23 protein-coding genes are annotated in these 24,363 nt (G+C 33.8%); 17 read left to right on the top strand and 6 right to left on the bottom strand.

Going from position 1 to position 24,363, the window contains the following annotated elements:
- Nucleotides 1-89: 89 nt before the first annotated feature.
- From Q0845_RS18440 to Q0845_RS18450, 3 genes are read right to left on the bottom strand one after another with little or no spacing between them, the layout of a single operon-like run.
- A complete protein-coding gene (locus Q0845_RS18440) occupies nt 90-962 on the bottom strand; it encodes a DUF5777 family beta-barrel protein (protein ID WP_298516373.1) in 873 nt (290 codons plus the stop codon).
- The gene (locus Q0845_RS18445) at nt 952-1,503 is read right to left on the bottom strand and encodes a YceI family protein (RefSeq protein ID WP_298516375.1); all 552 of its coding nucleotides are present in this window, start codon (nt 1,501-1,503) and stop codon (nt 952-954) included. Before Q0845_RS18445 ends, Q0845_RS18440 begins: the two co-directional genes overlap by 11 nt.
- A 10-nt stretch (nt 1,504-1,513) precedes the next feature.
- Entirely contained in the window at nt 1,514-1,930 is a 417-nt protein-coding gene (locus Q0845_RS18450; protein ID WP_298516377.1) for a hypothetical protein, read from the bottom strand.
- Between the two features lie 449 nt (nt 1,931-2,379).
- On the opposite strand from Q0845_RS18450, the gene Q0845_RS18455 reads away from it, so the two are divergent.
- The 17 genes from Q0845_RS18455 (at nt 2,380) to Q0845_RS18535 (ending at nt 21,338) form a co-directional block, all read left to right on the top strand.
- The gene (locus tag Q0845_RS18455) at nt 2,380-3,510 is read left to right on the top strand and encodes a LytTR family DNA-binding domain-containing protein (protein WP_298516379.1); all 1,131 of its coding nucleotides are present in this window, start codon (nt 2,380-2,382) and stop codon (nt 3,508-3,510) included.
- A gap of 184 nt (nt 3,511-3,694) precedes the next feature.
- Nucleotides 3,695-4,384: a TIGR00730 family Rossman fold protein gene (locus Q0845_RS18460; RefSeq protein ID WP_298516381.1), complete on the top strand. Its 690-nt coding sequence runs from the start codon at nt 3,695-3,697 to the stop codon at nt 4,382-4,384.
- Between the two features lie 40 nt (nt 4,385-4,424).
- Nucleotides 4,425-5,690: a T9SS type A sorting domain-containing protein gene (locus Q0845_RS18465; protein WP_298516383.1), complete on the top strand. Its 1,266-nt coding sequence runs from the start codon at nt 4,425-4,427 to the stop codon at nt 5,688-5,690.
- Nucleotide 5,691: 1 nt separating this feature from the next.
- On the top strand, nt 5,692-8,517 hold the full coding sequence (locus Q0845_RS18470) for a metalloprotease (protein WP_298516385.1): 2,826 nt from the start codon (nt 5,692-5,694) through the stop codon (nt 8,515-8,517).
- Between the two features lie 205 nt (nt 8,518-8,722).
- Nucleotides 8,723-11,134 carry a thiamine pyrophosphate-dependent enzyme gene (locus tag Q0845_RS18475; protein WP_298516387.1) on the top strand — a complete coding sequence of 804 codons (2,412 nt, stop codon included), beginning with the start codon at nt 8,723-8,725 and terminating at the stop codon, nt 11,132-11,134.
- Between the two features lie 98 nt (nt 11,135-11,232).
- A complete protein-coding gene (locus Q0845_RS18480) occupies nt 11,233-11,562 on the top strand; it encodes a hypothetical protein (protein ID WP_298516389.1) in 330 nt (109 codons plus the stop codon).
- Nucleotides 11,563-11,571: 9 nt separating this feature from the next.
- On the top strand, nt 11,572-12,369 hold the full coding sequence (locus tag Q0845_RS18485) for a DUF1853 family protein (RefSeq protein WP_298516391.1): 798 nt from the start codon (nt 11,572-11,574) through the stop codon (nt 12,367-12,369).
- 28 nt (nt 12,370-12,397) lie between these two features.
- Nucleotides 12,398-13,213: a hypothetical protein gene (locus Q0845_RS18490; RefSeq protein WP_298516393.1), complete on the top strand. Its 816-nt coding sequence runs from the start codon at nt 12,398-12,400 to the stop codon at nt 13,211-13,213.
- A gap of 70 nt (nt 13,214-13,283) precedes the next feature.
- Entirely contained in the window at nt 13,284-13,763 is a 480-nt protein-coding gene (locus Q0845_RS18495) for a hypothetical protein (protein WP_298516395.1), read from the top strand.
- Between the two features lie 94 nt (nt 13,764-13,857).
- Nucleotides 13,858-15,039, top strand: a complete 1,182-nt coding sequence (locus Q0845_RS18500; RefSeq protein ID WP_298516397.1) for an AraC family transcriptional regulator — start codon at nt 13,858-13,860, stop codon at nt 15,037-15,039.
- Nucleotides 15,040-15,213: 174 nt separating this feature from the next.
- Nucleotides 15,214-15,807 carry a hypothetical protein gene (locus Q0845_RS18505; RefSeq protein ID WP_298516399.1) on the top strand — a complete coding sequence of 198 codons (594 nt, stop codon included), beginning with the start codon at nt 15,214-15,216 and terminating at the stop codon, nt 15,805-15,807.
- Between the two features lie 679 nt (nt 15,808-16,486).
- The gene (locus Q0845_RS18510) at nt 16,487-16,984 is read left to right on the top strand and encodes a DoxX family protein (RefSeq protein ID WP_298516401.1); all 498 of its coding nucleotides are present in this window, start codon (nt 16,487-16,489) and stop codon (nt 16,982-16,984) included.
- A gap of 31 nt (nt 16,985-17,015) precedes the next feature.
- Entirely contained in the window at nt 17,016-17,504 is a 489-nt protein-coding gene (locus Q0845_RS18515) for a hypothetical protein (protein ID WP_298516403.1), read from the top strand.
- Nucleotides 17,505-17,514: 10 nt separating this feature from the next.
- Complete coding sequence (locus Q0845_RS18520) at nt 17,515-17,898, top strand: hypothetical protein (RefSeq protein ID WP_298516405.1); 384 nt, start codon at nt 17,515-17,517, stop codon at nt 17,896-17,898.
- A gap of 11 nt (nt 17,899-17,909) precedes the next feature.
- Nucleotides 17,910-18,803 carry a DUF2807 domain-containing protein gene (locus Q0845_RS18525; RefSeq protein ID WP_298516407.1) on the top strand — a complete coding sequence of 298 codons (894 nt, stop codon included), beginning with the start codon at nt 17,910-17,912 and terminating at the stop codon, nt 18,801-18,803.
- Nucleotides 18,804-19,179: 376 nt separating this feature from the next.
- On the top strand, nt 19,180-20,361 hold the full coding sequence (locus Q0845_RS18530) for a cytochrome c peroxidase (RefSeq protein WP_298516409.1): 1,182 nt from the start codon (nt 19,180-19,182) through the stop codon (nt 20,359-20,361).
- Nucleotides 20,362-20,441: 80 nt separating this feature from the next.
- The gene (locus Q0845_RS18535) at nt 20,442-21,338 is read left to right on the top strand and encodes a hypothetical protein (protein ID WP_298516411.1); all 897 of its coding nucleotides are present in this window, start codon (nt 20,442-20,444) and stop codon (nt 21,336-21,338) included.
- 1 nt (nt 21,339) lies between these two features.
- On the opposite strand, the gene Q0845_RS18540 is transcribed toward Q0845_RS18535, so the two are convergent.
- The 3 genes from Q0845_RS18540 to Q0845_RS18550 all read right to left on the bottom strand — a co-directional run bounded on the left by Q0845_RS18540 (nt 21,340) and on the right by Q0845_RS18550 (nt 24,265).
- Entirely contained in the window at nt 21,340-22,005 is a 666-nt protein-coding gene (locus Q0845_RS18540; RefSeq protein ID WP_298516413.1) for a YkgJ family cysteine cluster protein, read from the bottom strand.
- A 9-nt stretch (nt 22,006-22,014) separates the two neighbouring features.
- Nucleotides 22,015-22,617, bottom strand: coding sequence for a hypothetical protein (locus tag Q0845_RS18545; protein WP_298516415.1), 603 nt, complete (start codon nt 22,615-22,617; stop codon nt 22,015-22,017).
- Nucleotides 22,618-22,687: 70 nt separating this feature from the next.
- The gene (locus tag Q0845_RS18550) at nt 22,688-24,265 is read right to left on the bottom strand and encodes a DUF4157 domain-containing protein (protein WP_298516417.1); all 1,578 of its coding nucleotides are present in this window, start codon (nt 24,263-24,265) and stop codon (nt 22,688-22,690) included.
- Between the last annotated feature and the right edge of the window lie 98 nt (nt 24,266-24,363).

A 24,363-nucleotide genomic window follows, 5' to 3' on the forward strand; every position in this document is an offset into this window, starting at 1 on the left:
GGTGTAATAAATTCAAAGATTATAGTATACTTCAAAATTGTAACGGTTTGATAATATACTAACCGTTATTTAAAAACACCACATCTCTTCTACAACTGAATATGATACGTAGCATGAAACCCAAAGAAGAAATTACCATCATTAAAGTTGAAATTCTTAAAGGTTTGCACGATAAAGGTATCTTCTGAGAAAATCGGATTGTTGGTCATTTTGAATTGTAATAATAATTTGCTGACTTCCCAATTTACACCTAACACAAACGCACCAAAGGTTTCTCTGGATTCCAATTCATTGGCAACATAGTAATATTCAGAGACTAAGGAAACGTGATTCCCCAATTTATAACGTCCACCAAAACCAAGAGCAAAGTGATTGTGATCGTCTAAAGCTGATCTGGAAGAAGTTCTATGTATGAATGTCGGAGAGATTTGTAATGAAAAATCTCTGGAAAATTTTCTGGCAATCAATGCTTGCGATGTAAATGCAAGTTTATCTCCAAAGCTTCCGCGCGATTCAATATTATTTAAAAAACGAGTTCTGTACGAAGCAGTTTGTAACAATGAAATACTAAACGGATTTCTATTGTCATCGGTTTGCTGTATGAGTCTATATTTCAAATAGGTATCTACAATTCCGTTTGGATTTCCAGAACCAAAACCAATAGTCAAACGATCCGAAATTCCATAATCCAGTCCAATACGCGAACACATTCTGTCCGCAATAAACGAACGTCCATCAGAATTTGGTACATTCCAATAACGCGTCATCAACGAAATTTCGAGCGTATTCTTTTTACGCGTTTCTACAGAATGACTTATAGACAAGCGTGTTCCCTTAAACGTAGACATCGTATAATTATCTACCTCTTGCTCTACCTCATTGAGTTTGTCTAATAAATTCTGAGCGGCTAAATAAGGCGAAATACCTATAAAAAGAGCGAGTACCATAAATTTACTTTTCATACGGCGCACAATTAAAATTAAACATTACTTCTATTTTCTTGGAAATATTGGGCGATAACAACGGCGGGACTTTAATATTATAATCATCAATCATAACATCCAAGCTTCCTTTGATGGTATATCCATCATTTGTTTTTGTGATATTCGCTTTAATATCAATCGCTTTTGTCACATTTTTCAAGGTAAATTCTCCTTGAATGATTCGAGTTTGTGGCTCAGAATCTGAAGGATCAAATCCTATAATTTTTCCATTAAAAATTGCATTCGGATATAAATCAGATTCTATATAACTTTCATTAAAATGCTCGCGCATCAATGTTTTTTTAAATACAAAAGCACGCATCAAAATTTTGACGGCTATTTCTTGCGATTCAGGATTAAAAAGACTCAATACCTGATTGTTGGTTGCTTGTATATTTTCTACGGAAGTGTACGAGAAAAAGGTAACTTGTCCTTGCCTTTCTATAAATTCGCTGGTTTGAGAAGTAACAGTAAGGCTGGCGGATAAACTTAAAAATACTACTAGTAAAAATTTATTCATACAATTCTGCTTATATAATTACACAATGCAACAGGATGACATCCAAGAGAAATCCTTTTAAAATTCCTTTCAACTTTATGTCTTGTCCAGCCTGAAGTTTCACAACTTCGCTGTCTTGATTTGATTGCATTTCGCACAAGATATAACTCATTTCTGAGTCTCCTTTTAAAATTAAACTATATTTTCCATCTTGGTATGTAATTTCCTTGATTTCTCCTTCAATCTCAATCGCTTTTTCAATGAAATTTTCAAGCTTTTGTTGCTTGTTTTGAAATTTAAACAAAAGTTCGTTTGTAGTAAACGTTTCTTCTGCCTGTATTTTTGTAGTATCAGCTATACCTCTATTCACATATTTGTACGCCGAAAACAGTCCAATAAAAATTAGACTGCATACAATAATTATTTTATGTCGCTTTTTTATTTTCATAATTACAGTAAAAAGCTCTTTGATGTATGGTTTTATTTTGAAATCATTCTCTTCACAAAAAAAATCTCTAAAAAATTCAAATCTCGATTATCGAGTAAAATTCTTTGGTAAAAATACTGTTTTCTACCGTGCTTAGAGAGCTGAATGTATCTGAAACGGAAAATAAACCGCTAAAAAGGAATATTAAATGTTGAGAATTCCTCAAAAAATCCCTCGATATAGTATTTTAGTGTTGTAAATAAAATGTATTGAATTAAGAATAATATTATTTGAGCTAAATAATAATCAACTCTTTAAATATTGATCTTGATTGTTTACAAAAAATGTCAGTTCGAGCGCAGTCGAGAACACTTATGAAACGAACGCATCGATTGAATCTCGACTGCGCTCGATTTGACAATTACTTGTTTTATTAAAATAACTATTGAATTAAAGAATTGTTTTTATCAATGAGAAATTATAGAATTTATCTCTATACAACGATTAGTTTTGTATTGGTGTATGTGCTTGTCATTAGTTTGGTGGTTATTCCGTTGACGGTGAAGTACAAAAATGTTGTAAAACTACAAAACACCATCAATTTAGCCACACAACAAATACATCAAGTAAGTAGCTTAAGCGCTGGTTCTTTGGCAAATGATGTTACCAAAGAAAATATTGTCAATACGATACAAAAAACCATTTCTGGGAGCGATAACGAAAGTGTGTATTTATCAGTATTTGATTGGTCTGGGAAAATTGTTTGTTATCCCGATAGAACCAAATTAGGAGGCAAAAATGAGCAAAAAAGCAATATGGTTTCCAATATGGAAAGTGTGGTTACGGGAGAAGAACTATATAATCATTTAAAAAATTTAGATCCAAATGAACAACAAGTGTCCGAAATTATTGCACTGCGTCCTATTGAGAATTCAGATTTAATCATTGCTGCACATTTAAATGTTGACAATATCAATCTTCAAACAAACGCGTTTACCGAACAAGTAAAAACGATTTATTTAATTCTCGGATTGATTCTATTATTGTTCTTATTGATCATTATCAGAGTGTTGTCTACGTATTATGAACAAATCATTGATCGTAAAACAGCTAAATTTGAAGATGGCGTGCTCAACTTATCCAAATTAAATGATTCTTTAGAAAATTATCAAAAAAGTATCGCAGAATTACAAGCGCAACCGGAACCGCAAGTGGAAACTTCTGTAGAAGAAAAAACGAAAGAAGAAGATACAAAAGAAGCACCTAAACAACGTTTACTGACGTACATTCGCAACGAATTGATGCCAATTGCTATCGAAGATATTTCGTATATCTACGTAGAAAATTCTATCTCATATGTGGTTCGAAAAGATGGCAAACGTTATACCGCAAATGACAGCTTAGACCAGATCTATGCTTCCCTAGATCCAAAACTATTTTTTAGAGCCAACCGACAAACCATTGTCGCGATTTACGCCATTGATAAAATTATTAAATACGGAAATAGTGCTCTTAAAATAGAAATGAAACCGATTTCAGAAATTGACATTGTCATTGGAAAAAACAAAGTATCTGTCTTTAAAAAATGGTTAGATCTTTAAGAGTCAACAAATTAATATTCCCATAACGACTTTACATAATACTTTGTTAAAAAGTATGATACTTCAAAGCCTGATTTTTATCTTTACAGATAAGCACATATTTTACATCAATAACAAAAAAAGTTGCACAACATATCTACATAAAATAGTATCTTAGCACGTTTTGATTAAAATTTAAATGAACATGAGAAAAGAAAAGAATATCAAAGGGTGGAATGAAATTAAAACCAACGATTCTTGGGCACTTTTTAAAATAATGGGAGAATTCGTAAACGGATTCGAAAAAATGAGTCAAATTGGACCTTGTGTGTCCATCTTCGGATCGGCTCGTACAAAACCTGATAACAAATACTATCTATTAGCAGAAAAAATAGCGCATAAAATTGTAGATCATGGATACGGAGTAATTACAGGTGGAGGACCTGGAATTATGGAAGCTGGAAACAAAGGAGCGCACTTAGGAGGCGGAACTTCTGTTGGTTTGAATATTGTATTGCCTTTTGAGCAACACGATAATCCATACATTGATCCTGATAAAAGTATCAACTTCGATTACTTTTTTGTACGTAAAGTAATGTTTGTAAAATACTCGCAAGGGTTTGTAGTAATGCCAGGAGGATTTGGAACTTTAGATGAATTATTTGAAGCGATTACCTTGATTCAAACGAAGAAAATTGACAAATTCCCTATTATTTTGGTAGGAACCGAATTTTGGTCTGGTTTAATGGATTGGGTAAAAGCAACATTATTAGACAAATTTGGAAACATAAGCGCGGGCGATTTGGATTTAATCCACATTGTAGACAACGAAGACGAAGTATTAGACATTTTAGATAAATTCTATAAAAAATACAATCTAAGTCCTAACTTCTAAAAGAAGTTTTGTAGAATAAATTGCACCCGAAAAAGAAAAAATGAAAAGAAAAATACTCATCCTATGCTTGCTATGCATAGGACTACAACAAAGTATAGCACAGGAAAATATCAAGACGATGTTTTACAATCTCTTGAATTTTCCTGAACTATCCTTAGATCGACTTGACGAATTGGAGGTTATTATTTCCGATTATCAGCCCGATTTGTTTATGGTTTGTGAACTAAATGATGCATTTGGCGCAGGATTGATTTTAAATCGATTGCAAATGATCAATCCTAACTATGCACAAGCAACGTATTTTAACAATACGTCAGATGATAATGGAAATGATTCCAATCTGCTACAAAATTTAATCTATTACGATAGTTCAAAATTTATCTTAGAAGCACAAGACATTGTACCCACTACTTTGCGCGATTTCAATCGATATACCTTAAAACTAAATACGGTAAACCAAGCAACGAATCCAATACTTTTGGAAGTGTTTGTAACGCATTTAAAAGCTGGAAATTCTCCAGAAGATGAATTGCGCCGTTTTTTAATGGTAGAAGAATTTGTAGACTATCTTTCTACGATGGATCCGAATAGTAAAGTACTCTTTGCAGGCGATTTAAACTTGTACACGAGTAATGACATTACGTTTCAAAAATTAACAGATGTAACAAATGCCATCACACTTGTAGATCCAATCAATCGTTTGGGCGATTGGCACAACAACAGCAGTTTTGTAGATGTATTTACACAATCTACACGTACACAAGGTGGTTTAGGTGGTGCTTCAGGAGGATTTGACGACCGTTTTGACTTTATACTGACTTCAGAAAATGTATTGACGAATTCAGACTTATATTATGTTGCAGACTCATACAAATCCTATGGAAACAATTTAAATACAAACTGTTACAACCGTGCTATCAACTCATCAGATTGTGCAGAAGTGCCTGGATCTGGTGTAAGTTACTCACAAACATTACGAAACGCTTTGCATGATATGAGCGATCATTTACCAGTTGTGATGGAATTAGAAACCAACGAGCAACTATTAAGCACCACGCAATTTGCTGCTAAAAGTGATTTTCAATTCATCCGCGGAAATATTGCAGAAGATCAATTGGCGTTTATGTTAAATTCTTCTACATCAAGCAATGAATATGTGATTTACGACGTTTTAGCACGAAAATTGATGGCTGGAAAAGTAAAAAATAACGATATTACCAACATAAATGTTGCAAACCTACCAAAAGGCATTTACTATTTAAAAATTGATGATTATACAGAAACTAAGAAATTCATAAAAAAATAAATTGAATACAAAACGTACCCATTTCGAATTATACCTACTACTGTTCCTGAGTTTTACAGCTTTTGGTCAGCATAAAAACGAAGTCACGGCAACGCTTAGTGCGGAAAGTAACCTCATAAATGTTGAACAAAAGATTACGTATACAAACGAAACAGGAACCACACTTTCAGAAATTTATTTCAACGATTGGAGTCACGCCTTTTCAGGAAAAGACACACCTTTAGCGAAACGTTTTGCCGAAGAATTCCGCAGAAACTTTCACTTAGCGCGAGAAAAAAAACGTGGTCGTACAACCGTAGATCGTATTTCTACAAATGGTACTAAAGTAGATTGGAAACGTTTAGAAAAACAAGTAGATATCATCAAAATTACGCTCAACAAACCGTTGCAGCCTAATGAAAGTATTACATTCGATCTTAAATACGAAGTAAAACTCCCATATGACGAGTTTACACGCTATGGTTTTACGCGTGAAGGAGACTTTAATCTTCGCTATTGGTATATGACGCCAGCTGCTTACAACAATGGTTGGATATTATACAGCAATAAAAACCTAGACGATTTATACACAGAACAAGCCACGCACAATATTACGCTGAACGTTCCTAAAAAGTTTACTGTGATTTCTAGTGCTGACACTACTGTAGATGATAACAATGGAACGATTCAACTGAATGCAAAAGATGTCAAAGATATTACCGTTTTACTGCGTCAAAACTCTGATTTTAAAACGTTTCAAACGGATAAAGTAAATATTACGACAAACTTAGATCCGTATCAATTAAACGAGCAACAACAAGCCATTGCTGTAGATAAAGTAGTGCAATTCATCCATGATAAACTTGGAGAGTTTCCACGACAAAACATGCTCATCTCTAAAATTGATAACAAAAAAAATCCAGTGTATGGATTGGGACAATTGCCTTCTTTTGTAAGACCGTTTACAGATGACTTTCAATACGAAATAAAAATATTAAAAGCGATCCTCACAAAGAATCTAGAAGAATCGATGTGGATGGACACGCGTACCGAAAAGTGGATTTCTGATGCTTTAGAAACCTATATGCTCATGGTATATGCCGAAACGTTTTATCCGAATATGAAGCTTGCAGGCGGATTGTCAAAGGTTTGGGGAATTCGCTCGTATGAATTTGCCAAGTTAAAATTCAACGATCAATATCCGTTTTTATACATGCTAATGGCGCGTAAAAACATTGATCAACCTTTGAATACTTCTAAGGATTCTTTGACAAAATTCAACAACAATATCGCCAACAAATACAAAGCTGGTGTTGGACTTAAATACTTGAAATCATACTTTGATGACACGATTATCGATGACTTTGTAAAAGAATTCTATGCGAACAATCGTTTAAAGAAATCGTCTCGTAAAGACTTTGAAGATTTACTAAAATCAAAAGCGCCTAAAGACATCGAATGGTATTTTGACAACTATGTAGATTCCAGAAAACGAATTGATTACAAAATAAAAAACGTAGAAAAAACAGATGATTCTTTACAAGTTACCATCAAAAACAAATACAATGGCAACTTCCCTATTTCGCTCTTCGGTATCAAAAATGATACAGTCGTTTCCAAACATTGGGTTACGGATATTGGCGATAAAAAAACGGTAACCATTCCGCGTGAAGGCATTGATCGTTTGGTGTTGAATTATGATAAAATCATTCCAGAATTCAATCAACGTGACAACTGGAAATCTTTAAACGGTTTCTTTGCGAATAATAAAAAATTGCGATTCACTTTCTTTAAGGATGCTGAAAATCCACACTACAATCAAATATTCTTTGTGCCTGTAGCACGATTCAACTTATATGATGGATTTACGCCAGGAATGCGTTTATACAATAAAGTATTCCTTACCAAACGTCTTTTATATGACTTTAAACCTTCGTACGGACTACGCTCTAAGCAATTGGTTGGTTCTGGAAGTATTTCATATCGTCATGACATTGAAAATACCAAAAGTGACTTGTATTTTGTGCGTTTTACTGCTGGTGGAAACTACTTTAATTATGCAGAAGACTTAACATACACGCGTTTAGTTCCGAAAATTACCTTTGGTTTTAGAGATCCTGATTTCAGATCTAATCAAAAAGAATTTATCGATTTAAGATACGTTATTGTACAACGTGAACAACCAGAAATTCCTGATCCTACGACAGATAACGAACCAAACTACAGTGTATTCAATGCGCGTTATGTATACTCTAATCCTGATCCAATTCGCCATATGGTTTGGTTTACGGATTTTCAAATCACAAAACGATTCTCCAAAGTTTCGTTCAATTTAGACTATAGAAAACTCTTCCGAGACAACAGACAATTAAATGTACGTTTCTTCTTCGGAAAGTTCTTATTCAACGATACCAACTCAGACTTTTTCAGTTTTGCACTCGACAGACCAACTGATTATTTGTTTGACTACAATTATTACGGTCGATCAGAAGATACAGGATTATTCAGTCAGCAATTAATCGTTGCCGAAGGTGGATTTAAATCCAAACTAGAAGATCCATTTTCTAACGATTGGATAGGAACGACCAATGTAAGTTACAGTATTTGGAAATGGATTGAAGCCTACGGAGATGCAGGATTTATCAAAAACAATGGTGCAAACACACGTTTTGTGTACGATTCTGGAATTCGCTTAAATTTAGTTCCTGACTTCTTTGAATTGTATTTCCCTGTCTACTCCAACAATGGTTGGGAAATTGCACAACCTGGTTTTGACCAACGTATCCGATTCATTGTTACTTTAAGTCCAAAAACCTTATTGAAACTCTTCACACGAAAGTGGTTTTAAGATTTTTTTAAGCAAAAATAACTTACAAATCGGACTCTAAAAAAATTGAACAATCATCAGTCAAAAAGTAATTTTCTATCTAAAATTGAGGATATCGCATTAAAAACAGCTTTTTACTGAAATATTAGCATCTTTTTAAGAGAGAGCTCTATTGCAAATCTCCTTGCTTTTTTGTACTTTTGCACGACTTCAATCCAAGAAAACTATGCAAGCAAAAGTTGAAAACACACAAGATATTTCATTCGATCAGTTCAAAGATGAAATCATTCAAGATTACAAAACTGCCGTAATCAGTCGTGAATGTAGCCTTCTAGGTCGTAGAGAAGTATTGACAGGAAAAGCAAAGTTTGGTATTTTCGGAGACGGAAAAGAAGTACCACAATTAGCATTGGCCAAAGCGTTTCAAAATGGTGATTTTAGATCTGGATACTACCGCGATCAAACTTTTATGATGGCCATTGGCGAATTGAACATTCAACAATTTTTTGCAGGCTTATATGCACATACCGATATTGAAGTAGAACCAATGTCTGCCGGAAGACAAATGGGCGGACACTTTGCCACACATAGTTTAGACAAAAATGGCGAATGGAAAAACTTAACTCAACAAAAGAACTCTAGTGCCGACATCTCTCCTACTGCGGGACAAATGCCACGTTTGTTAGGATTGGCACAAGCTTCTAAAATATATAGACACGTAGAAGGAATTGATACTGAAAAATTCTCAGTAAACGGAAATGAAATTGCTTGGGGAACTATTGGGAATGCAAGTACTAGTGAAGGATTGTTCTTTGAAACTATCAATGCTGCTGGTGTTTTACAAGTTCCTATGGTAATGAGTGTTTGGGATGATGAATACGGAATTTCAGTACATGCAAAGCATCAAACTACCAAAGAAAATATTTCTGAAATCTTAAAAGGTTTCCAACGTACCGAAAACGAAAACGGATACGAAATTTTTAGAGTCAATGGTTGGGATTATCCTTCATTGATTGCTACGTACCAAAAAGCATCTGATATTGCTCGTGAAGAACATGTTCCTGTGTTGATTCACGTTCAGCAAGTAACGCAACCACAAGGACATTCAACTTCTGGTTCGCACGAACGTTACAAAAGTAAAGAGCGTTTGGCTTGGGAAGTGGAATACGATTGTAATGCACAAATGCGTAAGTGGATCATTGAAAATGGTATTGATACAGATGAAAACTTAATTGCGTTAGAAAAAGATATCAAAAAACAAGTGCGCGATGGTAAAAAAGCCGCTTGGAAAGATTTTGTTGCGCCAATGAAGCAAGAACAAGCGGAAGTAATCAGTTTGCTTGAAAACTTAGCACAATCAAGTCCTAACAAAGTTTTTATCAATAAAATCAAAGAAGATTTAGCTGGTATTGCAGAACCAATTCGCAAAGAAATTGCAGGATATTCGCGTAAAGCTTTGCGTTTAGTGATTGGAGAAACTTCTGTTGAAAAACAAGCTTTAAGCAATTGGATCAAAGCCTATTTTGAGAAAATTCAACCAAAATATAGTTCACATTTATACAGCGAATCTGCTAAAAGTGTTTTAAATATTGAAGCAAATGCGCCAGTATATGGTGACGAACCACAAGAAGTGGATGCACGTATTGTATTGAGAGATAACTTTGATGCGATCTTTTCAAAATATCCGCAAGCCTTAGTTTTTGGGGAAGATGCAGGGGAAATTGGAGATGTAAATCAAGGATTGGAAGGTATGCAAGAGAAATACGGAAAATTACGTGTTTCTGATACTGGAATTCGTGAAGCAACCATTTTAGGACAAGGAATTGGAATGGCAATGCGCGGATTGCGTCCAATTGCAGAAATTCAATACTTAGATTATCTATTATACGCATTACAAATTATGAGTGATGATTTGGCTACTGTTTTATACAGAACCAAAGGAACGCAAAAAGCACCTGTCATCATTCGTACGCGTGGACATCGTTTGGAAGGAATCTGGCATTCTGGTTCGCCAATGGGCGCAATTATCAATGCAATCAAAGGAATTCATGTATTAGTGCCGAGAAACATGACCAAAGCGGCTGGTTTTTATAATACCTTATTAGAAAGTGACGAACCTGCTTTAGTTGTAGAATGTTTGAACGGATATCGTTTAAAAGAGCAATTACCTACGAATTTAGGTGAATTCAAGACAAAAATTGGTGTGGTTGAAACCATCAAAGAAGGAAGCGACATGACGGTAGTTTCTTATGGTTCTACCCTACGCATCATAGAACAAGCAGCCAAAGAATTACAAGCTGTTGGTATTAATATTGAAATTATTGACTGTCAATCGTTAATTCCGTTTGATATCAATCACGATTGTGTAAAAAGTGTACAAAAAACAAATCGTTTGTTGGTAATTGATGAAGATGTACCTGGTGGTGCTTCTGCATTTATCTTACAGCATATTGTAGACGAACAAAACGGATATCAATATTTAGATAGCAAACCGCAAACCTTGACGGCAAAAGCACACAGACCTGCATACGGAACCGATGGAGATTATTTCTCTAAACCTTCAGCAGAAGATATTTTTGAGAAAATCTATGCGATGATGCACGAAACAAATCCAACAGATTTTCCAGAGTTATACTAAGAACATTTGTAGTTAAAATATACAAACGCCAAACTAAATTATAGTTTGGCGTTTTTTATTAGCCATAAATTATTAATATTTTTATCTAAATTTTATACATGCAAGTTGATTATAAAATACCCATAACACTTCTCAAAAAAAGAACTACTGAAATAATTGCCGAATTAAGAATACAATCGTCGCAAGAGTTAATAGCAGAAAAGAAAGCTCTTGACATGGCGATTTCTTGGCTTGAAAAAGCGGATTCACTAAACATTGACGTGAATAAAAAAATTGTACAAATACCACAAAATAAAACTAATACACCTTCATCAGAGTTTCGAATCATAGAAGATCATGAATCTGATGATAAAAATAATTGGGAAGAGATTGAAATTAACGGAGAAGTAATTAGACCTTTAGCAGATAGCTGGTTAATTTTAAATTAGAAAGTGTGTATGAACATAAAATCTAGAATTCAATCCATCACAAACGCCACACAGTTACCGACTGCGATTACGAATATTCCAACATTTGATCTTTCCGAATTAGAAATTGCAACACTTCCTGAAATTCAGCTGCCAACCAATCGCAGATTAGGGCATTTGGTAGAAAAAATCGTTTCAGAACTCCTAAAAGCATCAAACAATTACAAAATACTGCATGAAAATCTTCAAGTCATAGAAGACAAAAACACCATTGGAGAACTCGACTTTATTATAGAAAGTATGGCTTCAAAGCAGGTCATTCACCTAGAATTGGCGTATAAATTCTATGTATTTGATCCGACACTTTCTACGGACACAAAATATTGTTGGATAGGTCCGAACCGAAAAGATGCCTTGCATGAAAAATTGGAAAAACTACAACAAAAGCAGTTTCCACTACTCTATCACGAAGCGACCAAAGCAAAATTACCAGAATTGAATCTTGAAGAAGTTTCTCAAAAGCTCTGCGTATTGGCGTATTTATTCGTTCCGTATGCATCAAACATACAATTCAACACGGAATATCAAAAGGCAGTAAAAGGTTGTTATATGGACTTTGAAACCTTTAAAAGTTTAGACAATTCAGCTAAAAGCTATTATATTCCAACCAAAAAAGAATGGGGAATTGATCCTTCAGAAAACAAGCATTGGTCAGATTTTAAAACTATAGAAGCCTCTATTTCTGAAAATCTGCTTGCAAAACGTTCGTTGTTATGTTGGCAGCAACAGAATGGTTCATTTGAAAGTTTTTTTATAGTTTGGTGGTAGTTTTAAAATAGCAAGTTAAATTAGCTAAATGCGAAATCCCACACGTAGAAATAGAAATATAGGAACCGCGAAACAAGGTTTTGGACAAAATAATAAATTAGTTGTTCCCTATCATGCGGAAGAAATGAAATTCTTCTATGAAAAATTGGGAGAATACACTGTAGTTGAAAGAATTATAAATAATCACAGGTTTAAATTTATCATCGAAAAAACGAGAGAGAATTCATTTCACGCTTGTACAATTGATGATTTAGAAATTATACTGTCCCTAATTCCAAAAAAAGATTACGGAGATTTAGAGTTAATTATTTTAAGACAACCTACAAGGAAAGAAGAAAACTTAAAGCCCGTTTGGGGCAGATTGATATATTCTTATGAATTTGAAAACGAATATTTTCCTGCCATTATCATTGAAGCTATTGATTTAGAACGCAGTTTTAAATGGCCTAAAAAATTAAGTGTTGATGGGCAAAAAGAGTTAGAAAGATTGAAAGAAGATGGACACAACATAGTAATGGGAAAACGTTATTTTGAAGCTGAATATAAAATTGAGCATATAAGAGCCACACAACTTTACAGAACACTTCCTCACGAATTTGGACATTATGTGCATTATCTAAACGTTGTTGAAAGATCCGAAAAACCAAATGAGGAATACGATGCTTGGGAAAAACGTTGGAATGCTTATCATAGTTTACCAACTTCAGAAAAAGAAAGTTTTGCGCATTCATACGCTGATACATTTAAAAGTCAGCTAGAAGCTAAATACCTAATTCCATTTGATAGAATATTAGATTTGGATAGTATGAAAAAAGATGGATTGAAAATATCTGATTTTGAATGAGATTTATATCAGGTTCATTAAAACATAATTACTCTTTTATTCGTTATATCAATAGTATCAAAATTTGAATATGAAAAAAGCATTACAACTAATAGTAGTATTCGTTGCAGTTATTATCTGTGTCTCTTTTATAGAATTTGAAGACTCGAATTATAATTTTAAAGAAGAACTAAAGAAATTTGCAACTGAAATTGTAACCAAAAAAAGAGAGCCTATCAAAGATAGAATAGATTTTCCATTAGATGTATATGCAGCCGATGCATTCGGAATTCAGATTCCTAATACTGTTAAACAATTTGATTTTACTGTTGAAATGTTTGATAAAGGTTTTGACCACTTTTTTCGTCAAGAGTTTATTGACAGCATTAAAAGTGAGATAAAAATTGTGAAACAAGAAAACCGACAATTCTACTTAGATTATAAAAGTCATAATGATGATTATAAAGAGCATAACATGAAAGGTACATGTAATCATAAAATTTATTGTATTTATGAAAATGGGAAGATTAAGATTACTGGTTTTTCTATGAATTGTTATGGCGAAGGATAAAAATTGGTAATAAAACATAGTCTCAAATCGTATCCTGAGCCAATTTATCCTCTTAAAAACTAAAAAAGTTTAGTAGTTTTGAATGCAATCAAAAATGAACGCATTCATGTTCCCACAATTTAATATTCATAGCACACCATTATTAATTCTTGTTTTACAAGCGTTGATTTTGGTTGGACTTTTGTTAAAACGATATGTTGAAAAAAAGAACGCTTCCGATGCCATTTTAGCCATTTTATTATTGGTTGTTTCCTATACTCAAATCTGTTATACAGTGGGTTATATGAGTTGGTATGATACGTTTCGTAATACTAAAATCAACTACTTTTTAATTCCTGCTGGAACTGCCATTGCGCCTTTGGTCTTTTTGTATGTAACCTCAATTACGAAATCTAATTATACATTTCTAAAGAAACATTGGTGGCATTTTGCAATTCCAATTAGTTTGATTGTGTATAGATTGTCCATTTTTACCTATGACGCTATGCAATCAGGATTCAATGAAACTCAAAATGGATTCTTAAAAATGGAGCTCGATCAACCTTTTGTATTGCCCGTTTTATCTGTAGTTGGCTTTTCCGTAATGCTGCTCTATTTGGCGTTTACCATTCAATTATATATAAATTATCGACAAAAAATAAAGCAATATTTCTCTAATATCTTTAAGCTAGAGCTGAATTGGATTCGAAACTTTCTCATTGTATTTTCATTACTATTTATCTATGATTCTGTGCAAGAATTTGTGGGAAGTGTCATTATTGATTTAGGATATGATGAACGTTGGTGGTTGAATTTATGCATGGCAATTTGTGCTATTTATATAGGATTGAAAGGCTATTTTACCGATACAACCAAACTCAATAAACTAGATTTTAGCTTTTCGCCCAAACAAATTTCTATTCCTGAATCTACTAAAGAAACGAAAAAAGAAGTTCCGAACACAGCTATTGAAGCTATTGCTGACTTGATGGAACGTGAAAAACCATATCTAAATCCAGATTTGAATCTTTCTGAACTTGCCAAACAAGCCAATGTAACACGCGGACAGCTCTCAGAAATCATCAATAGTGGATTTCAAATGAACTTCAATGATTTTGTCAATTCCTATCGTGTCAACGCCTTCAAAGGAATGTTGAAAGAAGGAAAACACAAACAACTCTCTTTGCTCGGAATTGCCTACGAATGTGGTTTTAACAGCAAAGCAACCTTTAACAGAGTCTTTAAAAAACTGACGAACTTCTCACCTACGCAGTATTTGCAGTCGTTGGCTGGTTAGTTTATTTTTGTTGATTTGTTTCTCTGTTAATTTGTTGATTTGACTTTTTGTTGATTTGATATTTACTTTTCTAAACATGTTTTGCCTTTATATTGAACGTCTCAAATCGTAAAAGTGTCTTTTTTGAGTGTTTTTTGATACTTTTTACTGATATTTAATTTCTAATACGAAAAATTGAAAAAATCTGTCACCATCTTATTGCTAAGTTTTTTTCTCATCTATTGTGAAAATACTCATAAAGACAACAAAATAGTGCAAGAAAAGCCTGTACAATCTTTTTTAACCTATCGCATGGAACAGCAAAAATTTGTTGAGATAGATATTGATTTGCTTCAAAACTTTGGAGATATGCTCAATGTCATTGATACAACCGATTGTAGAAAAAATGCTTCTCTTTTCAAAATAGAAACGGATTCAACTATCTATAAAATTCAGCATTTACAGTTCTGCGAAAGTATCTTTGACTATAAATTAAAACAGATTATTTATATAAATACGGATAGTATTAAGGTGAATGATGAACTTAGTTATCCAATTGACAATTTGGATGGGATTTTAAAAAATCATTTAGTTAACGAACAAAATGATGAAAACTATCCATCTACAGAGAAACGACTTATTAGCATACACATAGATGAATCAAAAAATATTAAAGAAGTCAAAAAATTACTCCTCAATATAATTTCTACTTTCAATAGTCTACAGATGAAAACAAACTTCGCTTTTATGTTTGATCGATATGGAATGATTAAAGAAGTTCCTTTTTAAATTCGTGACCTTTAAAGGCAATAGGTTTTGGGAATTAGGAATTAGTAGTGTTTCAAACCAAAAGCAATTTAAAAAGAAACAGATTGCTTCGTCATGAACTTCTTGCAAAGACGTATCTAAATATCCAATGGCGTAAGCCAATTCTAAAAGCGTTAGCGTTTCTAAGAAATCGAATAAACTTGTGCATTCGTGACCTTGAAAGGCATTAGGTTTTGGGAATTAGGAATTAGTAGTGTTTCAAACCAAAAGCAATTTAAAAAAGAAACAGATTGCTTCGTCATGAACTTCTTACAAAAACGTATCTAAGAAGTCTAACAAATTCGTGCATTCGTGATCTATAAAGGCATTAGGTTTTGGGAATTAGGAATTCGTAGTGTTTCAAACCAAAGATAATTTAAATAAAGAAACAGATTGCCACGTTGTAAACTCCTCGCAAAGACGTATCTATGAAGTCGAACAGATTCATACTTGCATAGAAACAATTCTAAAAGCGAAGCACATCTAAAATTCTAAAAGCGTTAGCGCGTCTAAAGCAAAGCGTGTCTACATTTCGACAAGCTCAATGTAAAAATAAGACGTCTCAAATCGTACAATAAGCCGTCTCCGCACGTTTTAAGTCGCACAACAACGTTTCATATCGCAAATTTGTATTCAACAAAACGAAACAAATTTATGTATCATGAAAACGATCAAAAGATACTTTTTACAACTTACTCAACCAATCACACAAAAACATTGGTTTGCAGATTTATTATTTGCCTTTATTAGAATTATTTGCGGATTATTACTCGCTATTGATTTTGGCGCAGGAAAATTTGGAATGCCTTGGACAGCCGAAAGTCAAAACTTAGGTTTGTTTGAAGTAGCCGCTTGGTTTCCTGAAGATGTTGCCAATTACGGTGGAATATTCGCCTTATTTCCTGTATTCTTCGCTTGGATGGGCGCATGTAGTGAAGCCGTTGGTGGAATTTTTCTCGCACTCGGATTGCAAACACGCATAGCTTCCTTCTTACTTATGTGTACCATGTTAGTAGCCATCTTTCTTCAAAAATGGGGACAATCTACTTGGGGAATGCTTCCTGCAATGGGATTCCTTTGGATTGCGATATACAACCTATACTTCGGATCAGGTCGTTTTGGACTCGATTATCTCATCAGTAAAAAAATAAAAGCCTAAACATTTTATCAATCACTAAAAATTTAAAATTATGAAAACTCTTATCTCCGTATTATTCACAATGACAATAACATTTTTTGCAAACGCACAAGAAAAAGTAAACATGTCAGACTTTACAAGTTTAGACAATACAAACTGGACTGGCGAACTCATGTATGTCAATTACAGCGATAGCAAAGAAGTAACCTTGCCAACAATGCTTCAAATCGAAATTAAAAAGAACAAAATCATTTTTAACACAAAATATACAACCGAAGAAAGCGCCAACAATAAAAGCACTTTAAAAATTAAAAAAGACGGAACTTATATCGACAATCAAAAAATTATAAAAGTCAATCGATTGGCCGATGGAAGCCTAGAAATTGAAACCATGTACGAAGGACAAGATGATAATAGAGCAGCAACTATCTACATTACTTATTTCTTCAGTGACACAAAACTTTCCATGAAAAAAGAAGTGGAATTTAAAGATGCGCCGGGGAAATTTATTCGCAATCAATACACCTATACAAAATCATAAAAACGAACAGATGAAACCATTATTTAGCATACTCGTACTCCTATTTCTAGTCAGCATTACAAGTTGTGTTCAAGAAACATACTTAAAAACCGTAACTGTAAAACTTGATATGAATGGTGTTTCTACAACCGAAAATGTTGGTGTAAAAGGAAACTTTACCAATCCATCATGGAAGCAAGTCATTCCGCTAACAGACGATGATCATGATGGAATTTTTGAAGCAACGCTTAGTCAAAAAACAGCAGTCAATGCCATTCAATTTAAGTTTGTAAATCAAGGGCAATACGAATTAAAAGATCAACCGAATCGTACATTAGAATTTAAATACAAGCCTGAAACGATAACGTACGAAGCCATTTTTGATGTTCCAAAAGCAACCATCACAGTTCAATAAAAACTATACAAATGAAAAATCTATCTATATTATTATTCCTTATCGGATGTACCGCAACTGCGCAAGTGAACGGAAACAAAAACCTCATCACACGTACATTTCCGCTTGAAAATATTCAGAAAATTAAGATTAATTTTTATGCGAAGGTTACCATTGATCAATCTGCAACCACCGAAAGCATGACAATTACTACTGATGAAAATGTTATGGATTTAATCGCCAAAGAAGTAAACGGAACTACCTTGCAATTGGGACAAATTGAATGGATTGAACCTTCAAAAGCAACGATTACTATTGGTGCGCCCAATCTTCGTCATGTTGTCACTGGAACGCACGATGTTACACGAATTGTCAATATAAACAACAAATATTTACAACTTACTGCGCCTATTGGTACCATTATTTTAGAAGGAAATACCAAAGAATTCCGTTTAGGTGTCGAATTGGCAACTGTTGATGCTTCAAAATTGGTGGCAGAAAATGCGATTGTAAACATTTGGAGCTGGGGAAAAGCAACGGTAAATGTTACTGATACATTAGATGCTGAAGTGAAAAATAGTGGAACGTTACGCTATGTCAATTCGCCAAAAAAGATCCATAAGAAAACACGAAAAGAAGGTCGTATTGTAAGTTCAGAAACGACTAATAGCATTAAAAACCCTGATGCGGAGTGGATTCATTTCAAAATAAAAAACAATAATTCGCGCAGAAATAACTTTTTTGTAGTTGGTCCAAAAAAAGATGGTTCAAAGTTTAGTTATGGTTTTCCAATGATGCCCAATTCAACACGAAAAGAAAATTGGACCGTTGGCACTAAAATATATAAAGTCAATGGTTTAGGGTTGCGAAAATTATTAGTCACCATCAAAAAAGAAGATGCAGATTCAACCGTAAAATTATTTTAAAAAGAGGTTGCCTAAAAAACATTTTTTCAAGCAACCTCAATCACAAACTTAGAGAAGTACATTATCTTCAATAATGACTCCTCCAACTATTGATTGTGAATTTTCAATCTGATATTTAACTAAGTTTTCTAACATAATAACTGATTTTATGTTTATATACACACTAGTTCTTAAATAGTAAAAACGTTACCCAAAAAAAGAAGAACATCGATATTTACTACCATAAAGAGACTTTTATAGTCTCTTTTTTTATTTTTTTAAAAAAATTTTAAACCATAGCGCAAGTTTTTAGTCCAAATAACATCTTATACTAAAACCACAATCAATTTGCCTATTGTAGAAATACTACTTGCTAATATTAAAACACCTATACCTTATGAAAAAGTATGTATTTCTATTTTCGATCCTATTATGTGCCTGCGCTTCTGATGAAGAAGTTTATACAGATATTCCTGAAGAAAATACTGAAACACCAACAATTCCTGACGATAATGATGTGAATGGAATTGATATGTCTGAGTATTTCTCCATTAATTTTAGCGATTTACCTAATTACAGCAATCCTGAATATCCAATTCATTATGTAAACTCACTTGCTGATAATAATGAACCCGCTGACAATCAGGCTACAGATACTGGCGCAATTTTAGGAAGAATTCTATTTTTTGATAAACAGTTAAGTGTGAACGATGCTGTTTCGTGTGCAAGTTGTCACCAACAAGGTATTGCGTTTACGGACAATAACCGATTTAGTACCGGAATAGATGGCGTAAGTGTGACTGGAGCACATTCCATGCGATTGTTAAATGCGCGCTTCTATGAAGACGGATCATTCTTTTGGGACAAACGTGCTCAGACTTTAGAAACGCAAGTAACTATGCCCATAATGGACAGTGTAGAAATGGGCTTTGATGCGAGTAATGGTGGAATTGAAGCATTGATTACAAAGTTGAATACTATTGAATATTATCCTGCCTTGTTTGAATTGGCTTTTGGCGATGAAGCTATCACTCATGATAGAATTCAACGTGCTTTGGCACAATACATTCGTTGCATGGTTTCAACCGATAGTAGATTTGATCAGGCATTTGCACAAGTGTACAATCCGAATGTGCCAGGCGATGGTGTTGGACAAAATTTCCCAGGATTTACCGCAGAAGAAAACTTAGGAAAGCAAATCTTTACCACAAATCAAGGTGGAATCAACTGTGCCACTTGTCATCAATTGCCAACATTCGCATTAAATAATAACTCCAGAAGTATTGGTTTAGATGCTGGCGAAACGACTGTTTTTAAATCTCCTTCACTTAAAAATGTTGGGACTTCTGCACAATTCATGCATGACGGACGTTTTGGTAGTTTAGAAGAAGTGGTAGAGTTTTACAACTCCGGAATTCAATTAGGACCATCTTTAGACAATCGTTTGATGCAAAACGGACAACCAAGACGTATGAATTTGACACAAGCAGAAAAAGATGCGTTGGTAGCCTTTTTAAGAACACTTACGGATGAAACTGTAGTGAGTGATCCAAAATTCTCGGATCCGTTTATTAACTAAAGTAACATTCGAATATATATGCTAAAAAGTCTGTTTATCTAAACAGGCTTTTTATATTTGTGACTATTAATTTTGTAGTTATGAAATCCATTGATGTAGTTATTTTGACAGACAATCGTTATACAAATCCTGTAGAGCGTGATGCATATATAGATAATGTAATGCTGGAAGATCAATTGGTGCAAAATGCGCTAGAAAAAGAAGGTTTAGTGGTAAAAAGACTTTCTTGGGACGATGCCAATTTTGATTGGAACACGACTAAATATGCGCTTTTCAGAACTACTTGGGATTATTTTGATCGTTTCGAAGAATTCTCTGTGTGGCTCGCAAAAGTTACAGAGCAAACTACATTATTGAATTCTGCTAAAATGATCTATTGGAATATTGACAAACACTATTTACAAGACTTAGTCAAGAAAAAAGTCGCCATTGTTCCTACCTATTTTATTGAAAAAGGAGATACGCGTACACTTGCTGAAATTCATGAAGAAGTATCTTGGCAAGAAACCATTGTAAAACCTTGTGTTTCTGGAGCAGCAAGACATACATACAAATTGAATTCCTCAAATGTTCATGAGCATGAAACGATCTACAAAGAGTTGATTGCAAATGAAGCGATGATGTTGCAACCTTTTATGCATCAAATTGTGAGTAAAGGCGAAATTTCTTTGATTGTAATTAATGGAAAATATACGCACGGAATTTTGAAAAAAGCAAAACAAGGAGATTTCAGAGTACAAGATGATTTCGGCGGAAGCGTTCATCAATACACTCCATCACAAACTGAGATTGAATTTGCTGAAAATGCTGTAAAAGCGTGTATTGAACCACCAATGTATGCACGTGTTGATATGATTTGGGATAATGAAGATGAGTTAGCCATCTCTGAATTGGAATTGATTGAGCCTGAGTTATGGTTTCGTTTCAATAATGATGCGGCTACACAATTGGCCAAAGGAATTCGGAGTTTATTTTAAGTTAGCTCTTTGTTTTGTAGGCTATTTTTTGTTCAGGAATCATATATACACTTTTTAGTTGAATTTTTCGTCCCTGTAAATTCTGTTCAATCCATTCGGTATTGAGTTCCATTTTTTCAAAATTTGTCCAAATTCGGGTATCATCTGCACAACTATACTTTCGACATACTTTTGGACGATCGTTATAAATAGAACAACATTGTTTGTTTTCATCTAAATGTGTACAATATCCTGTTGATTTTTGTCTGATGTAATACGGTTGTCCCAAATCCCATTTAGACTTTCCGCCTTCTATTTCATCTACAGAGAGTGCAAAATTGAGTTTACAGCATACACCTTTACAGATGTGCATACGTTCATCACAATTCACAGGAACAAAATCGTCTTTTGGTGCTTCTGCTCCATCTACTCTAATGGCAATTCCTGCATGAAAATGTTCATTCCGTTCCAACGTTTCCATACGAACTTTTTGTACAACTGCTTCTAGTTTTTCTTTCTGAACTTTTCCATCGTCGATTAAGGTATCTATCAAACCATATAAGAACGATTCTATTTCATTGATACGTTCTGCTTGATTACTTAAAGAACTATGCGCAAAATAGCCTGAGCGCTCTAATTGACGTTCTAGTTCTTGTACAATTTTAAGATCTTGATTGAATGCGTCCATTTCCTTTTGTTATTTGTTTTCTAAAACTTCTTTTAAACGTTCAATTTCAGCATCTCTTTTATCAAAATCTTGATAAAATGTCATGGGAATGCCTTTAATTTTTGAGATGTAGAAAGCTGCAAAATCTTTTACTCTATATTGATATGAGTTTCCTAAAGTTGCTTCTTCACTACCTTCATAAAAAATTTCACTATTGTCATAACTTAACAATTTTACTAAAGAAGGTATTGCTTTTTCTCCTAAGGAAACATAAAAATCGCCTAACTTACCTAAATCATTTTCTTCATATAACAATCCCCATAGATTCCCTACAATTCCATAAAATTTTGAATCACCCATAGTTGTTCTATGTAGAGCGTATCCGTAAGATTCTGCTATAATCTCATAAAATTCAACATCAATTTCAACATTATACTTCTTTAATATTTCCACAGTTAAAAATCTAGCTAAATGAGACGTATTTTCGCTATATGCAATACTTTTTAGCTTGTCTTTATTATTACCTTGATTCCATATTACTTTTTCTACAATATCATCATTACTTAAGAACAAATTCCTATATCCTGATTCTTCTATTTTTTTAATCAATATTGTATCTATATTCCTATCCATATTTTTTTCCTTTTTTCCACAAGTGATCAATATCAATGATAAAATAAATGCGGAGAACAATCTTACAAACTTATCTGTAGCTAGCATCTTTATTAACCAGTTCTTGTGACACATAGCCTCTAATTAAATCTCCTGTCATTACTGCAGCTCTTCCATGTCTATTCAAAACAATATCAGGCTGATTCTTATTTAATTGTACATATAACCAATTTGAAGAATCATTTAAGACAGTTAATTTTGTACCTGTTGGTAAATCTGCTAAAATTTGTGAGTTAACTGATTGCCCAGTTCTTAAAGCTGCTAAAGGTGTATTATGAATTGTCCCTGGCCATTGAACAGGTAAATCCAGTGTATCAGCTCCTGTAGAATTTTTTGAAGTATTCCAAATGGATGCAGCTTTCATAAACGTTGGACTAGGCAAATCTTTATCGAGAACTTTGAAAGGAATTAAAGAATGTACTCCTTTTGCATTAGTTTCCCAACCCCATCTAACTGAACCATAATACATACCTTCTTGATTTCCTTTTATAGCTAAAGCAGTAGTTTCAAAAATTTGAGAAGAATTTTTACTCATATTGACACTTCCTACACTTGGAGCATCAGATATAATTGCATCTTGATTTCTTTTTTTCCCTGTTCCGTCAGTATAGTGAAAACCTAATTGATAAGTTGCATTTGCTGTTGGATCCAACCTAGTTAAACCAACATTTGTTGGATTAGCTGTAGAATTATTATCCATAGGAGTATCTTGTAAAGTCTCTCCAGCATTCATTATTCTAGATCCGTATATAGGATTGTTTCTTGCTTTTAAGCGATCAATATGAGTTCCCTCATTTGACACTCCTTGATCTGCCAAATTTGTTGCATCACCACTTTGGATAGCATGACCTTTATAAAAATTATCAGAATTTAAATAAAAAGGCGAACCATTATTAATTGCATGATGAGTTTGTGTAAGTCCAATCATTTCTGCATCTACTATGTTTTTTGGTTCAAACCTTAATACTATATCTAATCCTCTACGACCACCAGTTCCAGAAGTAAGCGCATAAGTATCATCATAAAATTTTCCAAAAGTTGTTTCTTGCATTGCCATCTGAACAACATTACTCTTTGCCTGTGCAGTTCTGACTGAGCTTCGAATTCCCAATCCCGCCGAACGATATTTAGACACAGCTTCTCCTCTAGCCGCTTTTTTGCCAAAAGTATCTGCTTCACTTTCCAAGCTTTTGTCATCATTCACCATTACTCCTTTTTTCAAGGCTTTGGTCGGTTTTACAACACCTGCGCGTTGCTGTGCAATGTGTGTAAACTCGTGTCCAATTAAATTTTGACCAGAAGTTGAACCTGGATTGAATTCTCCTGGTGCAAAATGTACTTGTTCGTTTTGTGTAAATGCACGCGCATTCATTTGAACCGCTTTCTGAGAATTTGTCTGTATGCCTACACTTGAAAAATCGTGTCCAAGCGAAGTTTCCATGTTAGACTGCAATTTGCTTGGCAAGCTTTTATGTTGCTTTCCAGAAGTAGATGGTGGTGAAAATTTTGTAGTATCGCCCACAGGCTTTACAAAAGAACTACCTTTCTTCTTCTGAATAATATTTTTTGTGCCTTTATCTTGATGTTGCTGCTTTTTCTCTGACTTCATAAACTTTAGCTTTTATTCTGATTTTCACAGAATTAATACGTTTACAAGTTACTAATTGCACAAAAAATAGCACAGGGGAAAAACACGGTATTTCCTGT

Origin of the sequence: uncultured Kordia sp., assembly GCF_947489565.1 — a bacterium.
GTDB lineage: Bacteria > Bacteroidota > Bacteroidia > Flavobacteriales > Flavobacteriaceae > Kordia.

Coding starts and splice junctions, on each gene's coding strand:
- Q0845_RS18440 (WP_298516373.1), bottom strand. CDS start 962: ATGAAAAGTAAATTTATGGTACTCGCTCTTTTTATAGGTATTTCGCCT.
- Q0845_RS18460 (WP_298516381.1), top strand. CDS start 3,695: ATGAGAAAAGAAAAGAATATCAAAGGGTGGAATGAAATTAAAACCAAC.
- Q0845_RS18465 (WP_298516383.1), top strand. CDS start 4,425: ATGAAAAGAAAAATACTCATCCTATGCTTGCTATGCATAGGACTACAA.
- Q0845_RS18535 (WP_298516411.1), top strand. CDS start 20,442: ATGAAATCCATTGATGTAGTTATTTTGACAGACAATCGTTATACAAAT.
- Q0845_RS18540 (WP_298516413.1), bottom strand. CDS start 22,005: ATGGACGCATTCAATCAAGATCTTAAAATTGTACAAGAACTAGAACGT.
- Q0845_RS18475 (WP_298516387.1), top strand. CDS start 8,723: ATGCAAGCAAAAGTTGAAAACACACAAGATATTTCATTCGATCAGTTC.
- Q0845_RS18530 (WP_298516409.1), top strand. CDS start 19,180: ATGAAAAAGTATGTATTTCTATTTTCGATCCTATTATGTGCCTGCGCT.
- Q0845_RS18450 (WP_298516377.1), bottom strand. CDS start 1,930: ATGAAAATAAAAAAGCGACATAAAATAATTATTGTATGCAGTCTAATT.
- Q0845_RS18445 (WP_298516375.1), bottom strand. CDS start 1,503: ATGAATAAATTTTTACTAGTAGTATTTTTAAGTTTATCCGCCAGCCTT.
- Q0845_RS18500 (WP_298516397.1), top strand. CDS start 13,858: ATGAACGCATTCATGTTCCCACAATTTAATATTCATAGCACACCATTA.
- Q0845_RS18520 (WP_298516405.1), top strand. CDS start 17,515: ATGAAACCATTATTTAGCATACTCGTACTCCTATTTCTAGTCAGCATT.
- Q0845_RS18495 (WP_298516395.1), top strand. CDS start 13,284: ATGAAAAAAGCATTACAACTAATAGTAGTATTCGTTGCAGTTATTATC.
- Q0845_RS18480 (WP_298516389.1), top strand. CDS start 11,233: ATGCAAGTTGATTATAAAATACCCATAACACTTCTCAAAAAAAGAACT.
- Q0845_RS18490 (WP_298516393.1), top strand. CDS start 12,398: ATGCGAAATCCCACACGTAGAAATAGAAATATAGGAACCGCGAAACAA.
- Q0845_RS18545 (WP_298516415.1), bottom strand. CDS start 22,617: ATGGATAGGAATATAGATACAATATTGATTAAAAAAATAGAAGAATCA.
- Q0845_RS18485 (WP_298516391.1), top strand. CDS start 11,572: ATGAACATAAAATCTAGAATTCAATCCATCACAAACGCCACACAGTTA.
- Q0845_RS18550 (WP_298516417.1), bottom strand. CDS start 24,265: ATGAAGTCAGAGAAAAAGCAGCAACATCAAGATAAAGGCACAAAAAAT.
- Q0845_RS18510 (WP_298516401.1), top strand. CDS start 16,487: ATGAAAACGATCAAAAGATACTTTTTACAACTTACTCAACCAATCACA.
- Q0845_RS18525 (WP_298516407.1), top strand. CDS start 17,910: ATGAAAAATCTATCTATATTATTATTCCTTATCGGATGTACCGCAACT.
- Q0845_RS18515 (WP_298516403.1), top strand. CDS start 17,016: ATGAAAACTCTTATCTCCGTATTATTCACAATGACAATAACATTTTTT.
- Q0845_RS18455 (WP_298516379.1), top strand. CDS start 2,380: ATGAGAAATTATAGAATTTATCTCTATACAACGATTAGTTTTGTATTG.